Source organism: Tateyamaria pelophila (genome assembly GCF_019966495.1).
In the GTDB taxonomy this organism is placed as follows: Bacteria; Pseudomonadota; Alphaproteobacteria; order Rhodobacterales; family Rhodobacteraceae; genus Tateyamaria; species Tateyamaria pelophila.
Genome location: NZ_JAIMIA010000003.1, coordinates 63272 through 75658, shown reverse-complemented (window position 1 = coordinate 75658; position 12387 = coordinate 63272). Strand labels below are relative to the sequence as shown.

Annotated in this window: 13 protein-coding genes; 4 read left to right on the top strand and 9 right to left on the bottom strand. The window is 60.6% G+C overall.

All coding sequences use genetic code 11. The features are described 5' to 3' along the window. Positions 1–3 precede the first annotated feature (3 nt). From LC354_RS01995 to LC354_RS01985, 3 genes are all read left to right on the top strand, one after another. Entirely contained in the window at positions 4–513 is a 510-nt protein-coding gene (locus tag LC354_RS01995) for a GNAT family N-acetyltransferase (protein WP_223421155.1), read from the top strand. Between the two features lie 134 nt (positions 514–647). After that, positions 648–1064, top strand: a complete 417-nt coding sequence (locus LC354_RS01990; protein ID WP_223421154.1) for a cupin domain-containing protein — start codon at positions 648–650, stop codon at positions 1062–1064. After that, positions 1061–1978 (top strand): fatty acid desaturase, encoded by a 918-nt coding sequence (locus LC354_RS01985; RefSeq protein ID WP_223421153.1) that lies wholly within the window; start codon positions 1061–1063, stop codon positions 1976–1978. The genes LC354_RS01990 and LC354_RS01985 overlap by 4 nt, the downstream gene beginning before the upstream one ends. Here LC354_RS01985 and LC354_RS01980 read toward each other — a convergent pair. Further along, positions 1917–3041 carry an anhydro-N-acetylmuramic acid kinase gene (locus tag LC354_RS01980; RefSeq protein ID WP_223421152.1) on the bottom strand — a complete coding sequence of 375 codons (1125 nt, stop codon included), beginning with the start codon at positions 3039–3041 and terminating at the stop codon, positions 1917–1919. The two genes, LC354_RS01985 and LC354_RS01980, sit on opposite strands and share 62 nt — an antisense overlap. A 64-nt stretch (positions 3042–3105) precedes the next feature. On the opposite strand from LC354_RS01980, the gene tyrS reads away from it, so the two are divergent. Then, positions 3106–4350 (top strand): tyrosine--tRNA ligase, encoded by a 1245-nt coding sequence (tyrS, locus tag LC354_RS01975; protein ID WP_223421151.1) that lies wholly within the window; start codon positions 3106–3108, stop codon positions 4348–4350. A gap of 68 nt (positions 4351–4418) precedes the next feature. Here the strand turns inward: tyrS and lpxB are convergent, their stop codons facing one another. The 8 genes from lpxB to rseP all read right to left on the bottom strand — a co-directional run bounded on the left by lpxB (position 4419) and on the right by rseP (position 12383). Beyond that, the gene (gene lpxB / locus LC354_RS01970) at positions 4419–5573 is read right to left on the bottom strand and encodes a lipid-A-disaccharide synthase (RefSeq protein ID WP_223421209.1); all 1155 of its coding nucleotides are present in this window, start codon (positions 5571–5573) and stop codon (positions 4419–4421) included. Further along, entirely contained in the window at positions 5570–6454 is an 885-nt protein-coding gene (locus LC354_RS01965; RefSeq protein ID WP_223421150.1) for an LpxI family protein, read from the bottom strand. Before LC354_RS01965 ends, lpxB begins: the two co-directional genes overlap by 4 nt. After that, positions 6454–7242, bottom strand: coding sequence for an acyl-ACP--UDP-N-acetylglucosamine O-acyltransferase (gene lpxA / locus LC354_RS01960; RefSeq protein WP_223421149.1), 789 nt, complete (start codon positions 7240–7242; stop codon positions 6454–6456). The genes LC354_RS01965 and lpxA overlap by 1 nt, the downstream gene beginning before the upstream one ends. Further along, positions 7239–7703, bottom strand: coding sequence for a 3-hydroxyacyl-ACP dehydratase FabZ (fabZ, locus tag LC354_RS01955; RefSeq protein ID WP_223421148.1), 465 nt, complete (start codon positions 7701–7703; stop codon positions 7239–7241). Before fabZ ends, lpxA begins: the two co-directional genes overlap by 4 nt. A 78-nt stretch (positions 7704–7781) precedes the next feature. Then, positions 7782–8300: an OmpH family outer membrane protein gene (locus LC354_RS01950; protein ID WP_223421147.1), complete on the bottom strand. Its 519-nt coding sequence runs from the start codon at positions 8298–8300 to the stop codon at positions 7782–7784. Positions 8301–8325: 25 nt separating this feature from the next. Beyond that, entirely contained in the window at positions 8326–10665 is a 2340-nt protein-coding gene (gene bamA / locus LC354_RS01945) for an outer membrane protein assembly factor BamA (RefSeq protein WP_399202773.1), read from the bottom strand. A 141-nt stretch (positions 10666–10806) separates the two neighbouring features. Further along, positions 10807–10932, bottom strand: coding sequence for a hypothetical protein (locus LC354_RS27640; protein ID WP_263289275.1), 126 nt, complete (start codon positions 10930–10932; stop codon positions 10807–10809). A gap of 101 nt (positions 10933–11033) precedes the next feature. Next, positions 11034–12383, bottom strand: a complete 1350-nt coding sequence (gene rseP / locus LC354_RS01940; RefSeq protein ID WP_223421146.1) for an RIP metalloprotease RseP — start codon at positions 12381–12383, stop codon at positions 11034–11036. Between the last annotated feature and the right edge of the window lie 4 nt (positions 12384–12387).

Here is a 12387-nt window from a genome sequence, read left to right as displayed (position 1 = left end):
CTGATGGCAGATCTTCAGATCAGAGCCGCAACAGCCGCCGATATGGAGGATATCGCGCGGCTGTGCTGGGCCTACCGCGCGCTTTTGGTGGACCGTTCGCCGCATCTTCCGACCTTCATCGGCACCTATTACGCCGCCGAGACCTATGACGCGATGATCCGCGACCTGCCCCGTATCCATGCGCGCCCAAAGGGTGACATCGTGGTCGCAACCCTCGGCGACACCGTGGTCGGATGTGCGATGTACTACCCCATCGACGCCACCACGACCGAAATCAAACGCGTCTTTGTCAGCCCACAGGCGCGTGGCTCCGGGGCCGGACAGGCTTTGATCAGCAACGCGATGGCCCGCGCCCATGCCGACGGCTACAAACGCATGGTGCTCGACAGCATTGCGCCCTTGACCGAGGCGATTGCACTCTATGAGCGGATGGGTTTCGCACCTTGCGCACCTTTTTATGACCCCGACCCGGATCTGCTTCATGCGTTGCGGTTTTACGACATCACGCTTTGAAGATGGTCGATGCCAAACGGCGCGGCCCCAACAGCCTGAGCACCACTGAGCCGTGAGCCAGCAGACTTCCCACTGCCGACAATGATCGCTTGCATGCGCTTGCCCTCTGGCGGTCGTGACCCTACCCTTGGCATATGAACGCACAAGAGATCATCACCCGGCTCGAGCTGACCCCGCATCCAGAAGGCGGCCATTATCGCCAGACCTGGGTCGCCAAAAATTCCGGACGCCCTACGGGTACCTGCATCTATTTCCTGCTTTCCAAGGGCGAATCCAGCCACTGGCACAAAGTTGACGCGACCGAAATCTGGCTGTTTCACGCAGGCGACCCGTTGATCCTCTCGATCAGTCCGGATGAGAAGGGCCCCGCGACAGATCACCTTCTGACACCCGATCTTGACGCCGGTGCGCCGCAACTGATCGTTCCGGACGGGCATTGGCAGGCGGCCCGCAGCACCGGCGACTGGACCTTGGTCAGTTGCACCGTCTCTCCCGGTTTCCAGTTCGACGGCTTTACCCTCGCCCCACCCGGTTTCGACATCCCGAGATGACCCATCTGGAGGCCCTCTCTGCTTTGAGTGCGTCGCAAAGGGCCGCCTTGACGCAAACGAACACGCGCGCGGGTCTGGTGCATCTGGGTGGTCACCTTGGCGCTATCGCTGTGACCGGAACCTATATTGCCCTGCAAGGCCCGCTCTGGGGTCTGGCGCTGCTGCCGCACGGCATTTTGATCGTCTTCCTGTTCACACTCAGCCATGAATGCACCCACGTGACGCCATTTGCCCGCAAAGAGTTGAACGATTGGGTTGGCCACGCAGTTGCCCCGTTGATCCTGCTGCCCTTTACCTGGTTTCGATATTTCCATCTCGCGCATCACCGCCACACCAATGATCCGGACAATGATCCCGAATTGGCAGGCGGCGGACGGCCGACGACCTGGGCTGCCTATCTGCGCTATCTGACCGGCTGGGGCTATTGGTCGGGCAATGCCCGGACCCTTTGGCGCAACGCTTTCGGAACGATCGAGGCTCCCTATTTGCCACCGCGCAAACATGCGGCGATGCGGCGTGAGGCGCGGATATTGCTGGCCGTCTATGCGCTTGCGGCGCTGTCGCTGCTTTGGTCGCCGCTGGTGCTCTGGCTTTGGCTGGTGCCTGTTCTGCTTGCCCAACCGGTACTGCGCCTTTACCTGCTGGCAGAGCATGGCCACTGCCCGCCCGTCGCCGACATGCTGGAAAACACGCGCACCACCCGCACCGTGCGCCTGGTGCGCTGGCTGGCCTGGAACATGCCCTATCATGCAGAACATCACAGCTTTCCAGCCGTCCCGTTTCACCAGCTGCCCGCGTTACACAAGCACCTGAAACCGCATCTCAAATCCGTTTCAAACGGCTATGGCGCATTTACGTCGGACTATGTGCAGGGGCTGGAACGCTCAGCGTCCCGCCCGCCACCGCAGCCCTGACACCTGTGGTGCCGGGGCAGGAGGTGGGCAATCCACGCGCCACACGCACCGCAAGATAGGCAAAGGCCTGCGCTTCCAGCATATCCCCGTCGAGGCCCACGGCCTCCACCGGGGCCACAGGGCACTCCAGCGAAACCTCCAGCATCTTCATAAGCACCGGATTGTGCCGCCCGCCCCCCGTGACGAGAACCCGCGACGGCGGACGTGGACAATGCTGCATTGCTTCAGCCACACCTGCGGCGCACATCGCCGTCAGGGTCGCAGTGGCATCGGCATCTCCCAGTTCCCGGACAAGTGCGACCATTTCGGCAAAGTCATTTCGATCCAGTGACTTGGGCGGCAGGCGTGCAAAGAATGGCTCGGCGAGAAACAGCTCCAGTGCCCCCGTCTCGACCGTACCCTTTGCCGCGATCTCACCTCCTGCATCATAGGGCACGCCACGCCGGGCCTGCACCAGATCGTTGATCGGCGCATTGGCGGGCCCGGTGTCAAAGGCCAGAAGCGCGCCATGGTCCTCGGGCCTGTCAAAGGACGGATCGACCCAGGTGATATTGCCCACGCCTCCGAGGTTCAGAAAGGCGATGGGTCCCTCGGCACCGATCCACTTGGCGCAGGCAAAGTGAAAAAACGGAGCCAGCGGCGCACCCTCGCCGCCCATTTCGATATCCGCCGACCGGAAATCCCACACCACCGGAACGCCGAAACTGTCCGATAACGCTGCGCCATCGCCCAGTTGCAACGTGCCTTGCGCGCGCGGCGCATGGGCGACGGTCTGGCCGTGAAAACCGATCAGATCAACCTGTGCAAATGCCCCTAACAAGGCGCGATGCGCCTCCATCACCACATCCGTCGCGGGCGCCAGCGTCGCGCCATGCCAATGCCCGAGGGCCGCATGCAGGACGCCGCGCTGCTCGGCGGTGTAGGACATATACTCGCTCGGGCCAAAGCCCTTGATCCGCACCCCGTCCGTCTCCAGCACGGCCGCATCCACGCCATCGAGCGACGTGCCCGACATCGCCCCCAGCGCCCGGATCACCACACCTTTCTGTTTGACCTTATCCATGGCCTTTTCCTTTGCCTCTTGCCCCCGTATAGACTGCGCCGGAGCCGTTCCAAGGACAAGCACAATGACCTACACACCCAGATCCGATTTCCTGCACGTCATGCAGAGCCGCGGGTTCCTTGCCGATTGCACCGATCTGCAATCGCTGGACGAAGCGCTGCTGAGCGGTGTGCAGTCGGCCTATATCGGTTTTGATGCGACGGCGGAGTCGTTGCATGTGGGCTCGCTCATCCAGATCATGATGCTGCGCTGGTTCCAGAAAACCGGGCATCGACCCATCACGCTGATGGGCGGCGGCACCACCAAGGTGGGCGATCCTTCGTTTCGTGCCGATGAACGCCCCCTGCTTGGCCCCGAACAGATCGACGCCAATATCGCTGGCATCAAAAAAGTGTTTTCGGCCTATATCGACTACGGCGACGACAAGGCGATGATGATCAACAATGCCGAGTGGTTGGACAACCTGAACTACCTCGATTTCCTGCGGGACATCGGTCGGCATTTTTCGATCAACCGGATGCTGAGCTTTGAGTCCGTCAAGTCCCGGCTCGACCGCGAACAGTCGTTGTCTTTCCTCGAATTCAATTACATGATCCTGCAAGCCTATGATTTCATGGAACTTCACCGCCGTTACGGCTGTATCCTGCAACTTGGCGGGTCGGATCAATGGGGCAATATCGTCAACGGGATCGACCTGACCCGGCGCGTGATCGAAGGTGAGGTTTACGGCCTCACATCGCCCCTGTTGACCACATCGGATGGCAAGAAGATGGGCAAATCGCAGGCAGGCGCGATCTGGCTCAACGCGGACATGCTGTCGCCCTACGAATTCTGGCAGTTCTGGCGCAACACGACGGACGCGGATGTAGGCCGTTTCCTGAATCTCTACACCGAGCTTCCGCTGGACGAATGCGACCGTCTCGGGGCCCTTGAAGGGTCGGAAATCAATGAGGCCAAGGTGCGCCTTGCCACCGAAGTCACGGCTCTGCTGCACGGGGCCGAGGCCGCAGCGGCCGCGGCCGATACCGCGCGTGAGGTATTCGAAAAGGGCGGCGTGGGCGATGACCTGCCGACATTGACGCTCTCGACCGCCGACATCGGTGATGGGATCAGCATCGTGCAACTGATCGTCAAATCCGGCCTCGCCGGATCCGGAAAAGAGGCCAAGCGGCTGATTTCAGAAGGTGGTGCCAGGATGGACGACGCGCCCCTGACCAATGCGGGCCTGATGATCGACGCAGGCGCGCTCGGCTCACCCATAAAGCTCTCGGCTGGCAAGAAACGGCACGCCTTGGTCCAATTGGGCTAATCCAAGGCGCAGTTGCCCGACAAAGGGCGAAATCAACAAGAGTTTGCGCCGCAAGGCGCGCCTTCGGATTAGATGCTCCTCAGAACAGAGCGCGCGGCGCGCAATCCGGGGTCTTCGCCGCCCCGGCCAAGCGCGTCCATCGTTTGGATCATGGCTGCACGTTGCGCGGTTGGATCAGCCAAGACCTGCGCCATCGCGCGCACGGTGTTTTCTACCGTCAGGGCCTTGCCGATCACCTCTGGAACAACGCGGGTGTCAGAGACAAGGTTGATCAGGTTGCCGGTGTCCGTGGTCACCATCCGGCGGATGATCGCCCGGCTCAGCCAGTGAAAATCATAGGCGCTCACCATTGGTGTGCCAGCGGCCGCCAGTTCCAAGGCCACGGTTCCCGACGTGGCCAGCGCGACATCCGCTGCGCGAAACGCCGCGCGCTTTTCGGCCTGCCCTGCGTCCAATGACATCACCCGGGGATCAATCAGAAGCGGGGCAATCGGCCAATCCCTTACCTGTGCGGCAACAAGATCTGCCACGGCCGCCGCCGAAGGCAACACGATCCGCATATCTGGATGCGACCGCGCCATCTGTCCCAAGGCCGCTCCAAAAACCGGCCCCATCCGGCGCACTTCCCCTTGCCGCGAACCGGGCAGGACCAACACCAGAGGAGACGCTTTTTCCAAACCGTGTTTCGCACGGAAAGCCGCGCAGTCTGCCTCTGTCGCCCGCGGCGCGGTTGCCACCGGGTGCCCGACAAAATCACAGGTCATGCCGACAGCCGTCATGTAAGGCGGCTCAAACGGAAACAGCGCCAACACATGATCGATGACCCGGGCCATCCTGGCCGCCCGCCCCGAACGCCACGCCCAGACCGTCGGGGCCACGTAATGCACGGTCCGAATGTCACTGCCGGCTTTCACCTGCCTGGCAACGCGCAAACAAAAATCAGGGCTGTCGATGGTGATCAGAACATCCGGGTGCGTCTCGATCACCGCCTGCGCGGTCTGCGTGATACGCCGCTTGAGGTTCCGATACCTCGGCAATATCTCAGCGATGCCCATCACGGACAATTCCGACATATCGAACCGGCTGGTGAGGCCCTGCGCCTGCATCATTGGCCCGCCGACACCGTCAAAGCACACGTCTGGCGCGAGCACACGCAAGCCCGCCATGAGCGCGCCGCCAAGCGCATCCCCCGAAGGTTCCCCCGCAACGACAAAGACCTTCAGCGCACCCACAGATACATGCCCGCTGCATTCAACTTGTCCAGAACGCGGGCCTGCTCAAGGACGATAACGCCCCCTTGGGCAATCACGATCCCGGCCAGGCCGGCGGCACTGGCCTTCTCCGCGGTCACTGGCCCGATGGTGGGCAAGTCAATGCGATGATCCTGACCCGGTTTCGGGGCCTTGAAGAGCATTCCCGCCCGAACCGCATCCGGTTTGGCATCACCGGACAGCCAATCCGCCGCATCGCCCAACAGATCACCGGCCATGTCCATCATGCCAGAGAACGGATCCGGTCTGTCTGTGGCGACAGGCGTAGGGCCCAAACCCTCAAGCATTGCATCAGTACCACGCGCATCCTCGCGAGCGAGGACCGTCCCGTTCTGAATGACGCAAGATTGCCCAAGATCGGCAGCCCCATGCGCTTCAAGAACACGCAAGGCCAGCGCCACATCTGACCCGGCCTCCTGCGGGACAGGCGCAGATGTCAGAAGACCCGCGGGCGGGAGCAAATCGGGCGCCAGATCATGGGCCGCGCGGACACCGAACCCGGCCTGCTCAAAAATGCCGATCACTGCGCGCAGGGCACTGTCCTCGCCCGACGCAACAGCCCCGGCCAGGACCGGCAACAAAGGCGCCGTGGCAGTGTCCACCTTGTCCAGATCAAGCCTCGGCCGATCAATGGATCCACACAAGCACACGTCGGTCACCGCCGCCGACTTCAGCGTGGACAGCAATGTGCCCAGATGCTCGATCCGAAATGTAATGTCGGGGATCAGCCCGTCCGGCCCCTGCCCGTTCAGAGCGCAAACCAGCGGACGGGTCGCAAGCGCCTCTGCCACAGCAATCGGCAAGCCACCGCGCCCTGTGATCAGCGCCAGCATCAGCGCGGGGTCAGAAAGGAACGGTCACTTTCGCCCATGACGAAGTCGACAATATCGCGCACATATTGACTGTCCGTCTCGGAGCCAAGCTTGGCCGCCCTGTCATGAAAGGTGCCGTCGCCCTGGGCCAGCATCTGGTAAGCCGCCCGCAGCGCCGTGATATCGACACGGTCAACGCCACGTCGCTTGAGACCCACAAGGTTCAGCCCGTCCAATTCCCCGCGCGGCGCCTGTACGAGGCCGTAGGGGATCACGTCATGGGTCACCATCGTGACAGCACCGATAACCGCCCCACGCCCGATTCGCACAAACTGATGCACGCCGGACAATCCACCCAGAATCACATCGTCTTCGAGAATACAGTGCCCCGCGACGCCCGCCGCATTCACGACCACGACCCGGTTCCCCACCCGGGCATCATGGGCAATGTGGCAACCTGCCATGAACAGGCAATCATCGCCGATCCGGGTCACACCACCGCCATAGCGCGTGCCGCCATTCATCGTCACATGCTCTCGGATGCGGTTGCGTTCACCAATCTCGAGGCGGCTGTCTTCCCCCTTGAACTTGAGGTCTTGCGGGATTTCTCCGAGCACGGCGAACGGAAAAACCACCGTATCGGCACCGATCACCGTTTGCCCGGACACGACTACATGGCTTTTCAGCGCAACCCTCGGGCCCAGCACCACGTCCGGACCCACCACAGAAAATGGCCCAACCGAGGCGGACGGATCAATCCGCGCACCAGCCTCGATCACAGCCGAAGGGTGGACCCGCACGTCGCTCATGCAGCGGGCAAATCCATCATCGCCGTGAATTCCGCTTCGCACGCCATCTCACCGTCGACTTGTGCGACTCCGGCAAATTTCCAGACTTTGGCGCCCGGTTTGCCACGCGTCGTGGTCAGATTGAGGTACAAAACATCTCCCGGCACGACCATGCGGCGGAACTTGCATTTGTCGATGGCCATGAAATAGACCAGCATGTTCTTGTCCATCATCTCCAGAGCCGTGCCCACCATTACGGCCGCCGTCTGAGCCATCGCCTCGACGATTGTCACACCCGGCATGATGGGTTTGCCCGGAAAATGGCCCTGAAAATGCGGCTCGTTCATGGTGACGTTCTTGATGCCGGTCGCAGACGTGTAGCCGTCGATATCGATGACCTTGTCGACCAGCAAAAACGGATAACGGTGCGGAATGATGCGCTGGATCAGCCCGATATCTGCTGTAAGAAGTTCTGTGCTCATTGTCTGTTCCGGCCTCGCTGATACGGGTTTGCTGAGCACCTGACTAGCAAGGGCGATGCGGTGCCGCAAGCGCGGGACCTATTCGGACGCGGGCACACCATCGCCGAGCACGGAATTGATCCGCTCGATTGCGGCAACGGTGATGTCGATGGCATTGGCACTGATGAAGACACCGCGGCGTTCAAGAATGATGCCCGCACCGGCCTCTCGCATGATGTCTTCCAAAACCGGAGCCGCCGCATTCAGGAACCGCACACGGTTTTCTTCCAACTGCTCGCTCAAAAGCCGGTTTTGGGATTCGCGTTCGCGGCGGATCTTCTGAACACGGGCGTCAAAAGCGTCCGCGAGCGTCCGGAAATCTTCGGGTGTGAGTTCGGCGCGTTGCGCGGTCAGGCTGCGCTCTTCGGCTTCGAGTTCGGCTTCGAGCACCCGGTTTTCTTCAGCCATCGCGCGGCCGAGCGTTTCGATCTCCTGCGCCACGCGTTTGCCAAAGTCACTGTCGCGGTACAACCGGTCGCTGTCTACGGTCAAGACAGGACTGCGCAAATCCTGCGCAAAGACAGCGCTGGCCCCTGTCAAGGCCAGCGCCAAAAGCATGTATCGGGCGAAGCGCCACATCGGATCAGAAGTTGGACGACAGGGTTACATCAAACGATTGTTCCCGGTCAAAGCTTTCCTTTTTGACGGCCTTGCTGAAGTTGAAGCGCAAAGGCCCGATGATTGTGTCCCAAAGGATCGAAGCGCCGACGACAACACGGAGCGACCCGTTTTCGCCTTTGATATCACCCCCCGTCAGGTCCACGTCATCAAGGTTCCACAAGTTACCCGCATCCGTGAACAACGCACCGCGCAGGCCCCATTCGTCGGGCAGTCCAACAGGGAATTCAGCTTCCAGACGGGCTACGGCAAAAAGGTTGCCACCCAACGCATCCGGATCGTCTGGTGCCGAGAAATCGCGTGGGCCAATACCGCCCGGCTCAAAGCCACGGAAGATACGAGGTCCGACCTGGAACCGGTCAATCGTCCGGTTCGTCCCGCCGCGCCAATTCAGCGCACCGCCCTCAACCGTCGCCCGCAGCACGACATCTTCGCTCAGCACGCGACGCTCGCCGACGATTTTTGCAGTTGTCCGGATGAACTCTGAGTCGCCGCCAAGTCCAGCAAAATCCTGACCAAACTCGAAAAGAACTCCGGAATTCGGATCAAGGCCAGTTGTGCGTGTGTCGTACACATAAGTGTAGCCCAGACCCGAGGCGAGTTCCCGGCCCGCATCAATCTCGGTCTGCACGACAGCGCCGTTTTCGATCGGATCGCGATCCAACATCTTCTGGCGGCGGACCGTGTAGCGCAACGAGAGAGTACCGTTCTCACTCACCGGGAATGTCAGCGAGGGGCTGAACAGGAAGCTTTCGGTATCATAGTTGTTGAAGCTACTGTCGGATTCCGAATATCGCAGGGACAGACCGAAGGCGACATCGCGGCCCAGAAAGGCGGGTTCGATGAACGTCAAACCATATTGCCCAGCATCTTGTGCCGTCGAAAAGTTCAGACCGAAAGTCTGTCCGCGTCCAAGAAAGTTACGTTCCGTGAAGCCGATCGCAAGGCCGAAGCCTTCGTTCACCGCGTAAGATCCACCGAAGTTCAGAGATCCGGTTGGCTGTTCTTCGACGTCCACGTCGATGATCACCTGGTCTGGTCGCGAGCCTTCACGCGCGTTGACGCTGGTGTCGCCAAAGAAATCAAGCGCCCGGATCCGTTCGGCCGCGTCACGGATCTCGCGTGGATTGAACGGGTCCCCTTCGGCAATTCTGAATTGGCGGCGGATGACGCGGTCAAGCGTCGTGGTGTTGCCCTCGATATCGATCCTTTCAACAAAAACCCGGGGCCCACGGCTCAGAAACAGCTCCACATCCAGCGTCAGGTCACGGTCGTTGCGCGTAACACGTGGTTCAACCCGCAGGAAGTCGACACCGTCGCGTTGTCCCTGGCGCTCGAGACGCGCGATTTCATTTTCGACCAATAGCGGCGAATAGACAACGCCCGGACGAACCCGGACCGCATCCTGATACACGCCGAGGTCGAGTCCAGGCAGATCGGAAGACACCGATATTTCGCCAAACGTGAATTGCTGGCCTTCCTCAACGGTGAACACCAGAAAGAAACCATCGCGTTCTTCGGTCAACTGGGCATTGGCGCTCAAGGTCCGGAAATCGACATAGCCGCGCGAAAAGTAAAAATCCTGAAGCACTTGCTTGTCGAACTCGACGCGGTCCTCGATCAGCGTATCGCTCGTGATCAGTGCCCGGAAGATCCCCGCTTGCTTGGTCTGCAAGACGCGGCGCAGGCGGCGATCCGAAAAGGCACGGTTGCCAACAAAGCTGAGGCGCTCGATTTCGATGACATCGCCTTCGAAAATCTCGAAAATCAGGTCCACGCGGTTATCAGACCGGCGGATGATCCTTGGGCTGACCCGGGCTGCGATCCGTCCCTGCGCAGAATACAGCTCTGCGATGGCCGCTACGTCGCGCTCGACCTGAGCGGTGCTGAACACCAGGCGTTCCTGGCTTTCGATCACTTCGGCCAAGGCTTCATCGTCGATACGCCGGTTGCCTTCGAACGTGACCCTGTTCAACGTGGGCCGTTCAACCACCGTGATCAACAGTGTCGATCCCTGCGGTTCCACGGTCACGGTTTCAAACAATCCGCTGGTTTGGAGATTTTGCAACGCATCATTTACCTGGCCTGCCGATACGGTCTGCCCCGAAGCGATTCCGGCCCGTGTCACCACGGCCGCGTCGCCGACGCGTTCATTGCCTTCGACCACGATGCGGGTGAATCGAAACTCCTGCGCGAAAGCCGGAGCAAGCTGAGTCATCCAAGCGACTGAAATCAGCGCTAAAATCAAAAGAGCCTGTATTGCGTTTCGGTGCTGGTACTGCTGTTTGCCACTCACGCCTGTCATCCTCAATCCCATGATTTTGCCCCACGTGTTCAGATTTCTATAATACAGAAAGGAAGTAACGGGATTGAGAGGGCTTGTCAAAAGCACAAACACCCACGCAAAAGCGTGGGCGACAGAAGTGTCACAGTGTTTGAGGTTGCCCTAGAGGCCACCCAGCCAAGCACCAGCCAGAAGGGCCGCCATCAGCGTCATCGCATACAGCACACGATCCGAGTTGAGCAGCATCAGAAGGCTCAGGCCCCGGTATCCACTTTGAAGTGTTTGCATCGTCTCATCCTTCCTCTTGGAATCAGAGTAGTCCGGGATTGGGACACAAGATTGATACAAATGTGGCGGAATTCAGGCATTTCGACGCATCACGCCCCCGCTCAGGGGCAAAATAGATCATTCGCGAGCGCAAACACCATCAAGGACAAAACAAGCGCCAGCCCCGCCCCCATCAAAACGCGCAATGCCCGGTCGCTGGGCGGCCGCCCCGTGACAGCCTCATAGGCGTAGAAAACAAGGTGCCCGCCATCCAGTGCCGGAATCGGAAACAGGTTGAGTAACCCAACCGCCGTCGACAACACAGCGATGAACCAGATGAAGCTCTGGGCGCCCTGACTGGCCATTGTGCCTGAAACCTGGGCAATCCCGATGGGTCCGGACAGGTTGCAGGTGCTGATAGAGCCGGTGATCATGTGACCCAGCCCCGAAATCGAGCCGTTGATGATGCGCCAGGTCTGCGCCACGCCACCGCTGATCGCGGCGCCGATGCCGGGCGATTCAGTTGCTGCCTCAAAGGCATTACCGCTCGCGACACCAATCCGCCATTGTGTGGCAAATCCACCGTCCGGTTGCGGTTCGTCGACGCGTTTGGGGGTGAGGACCTTGTCGGTCACGTCGCCGTCGCGCCAGACAGACAGGTTCAGGCTGCGGCCATCGGAGCCTTCCACCGCAACGACCAGCTGCCCAAAGGCAAAGATCGGCGCGCCATCAATTCCGACAATCACATCACCGGGGGCCAGATCGGCGGCAAGTGCCGCACTTTGCGGGCTGACCGCGCTGATCAAGGCAGGGCGCAGATACGGCCCCTGCACGATCATCTCGGAGCCGTCCCGGATGATCGTATAGTCCAGGATCGGCTCACCGGGCAGGTCATTCATCAGATCGCCGTAGGCTGCATCTTCGACACTCGGAACGGGGACGCCGTTGATCGCCAACACCACGTCGCCTTCCCGCAGTTCCTGCACCTGTGCGGGCAATGGGCGCAGTTCGCCGACGGTCAGCGGATCACGGACTACGCCGTTTGAATATCCAACGATGGCGAAGACGATGATCGACAGGGCAAAGTTGAACGCCGGGCCCGCCGCGACGGTCGCCGCCCGCGCCCAGAGCGGCGCGCCGTGCATCGTCTTGCGCAACCGTTCGGGATCTTCGGCCGCTTCGGCCATGGCCTCGGTGTCTTTGCCGGAAGCTGCATCCGCGTCGCCCGCGAATTTCACATAACCACCAAAGGGCAAGGCCGCGATTTGCCAACGTGTACCGCGCTTGTCGACCCGGCTGTAAAGAACGGGGCCAAACCCGATCGAAAACACATCCGCATGAATGCCCGACCACCGGCCCACGATGTAATGGCCATATTCATGGATCGCCACGATGATGCTGAGCGCCACGACAAAGAAAAAGATGGTCCAGGCAAGGCCGCCAAAGGCGGGTATGAGGGCCGAAATGTCCAAAATG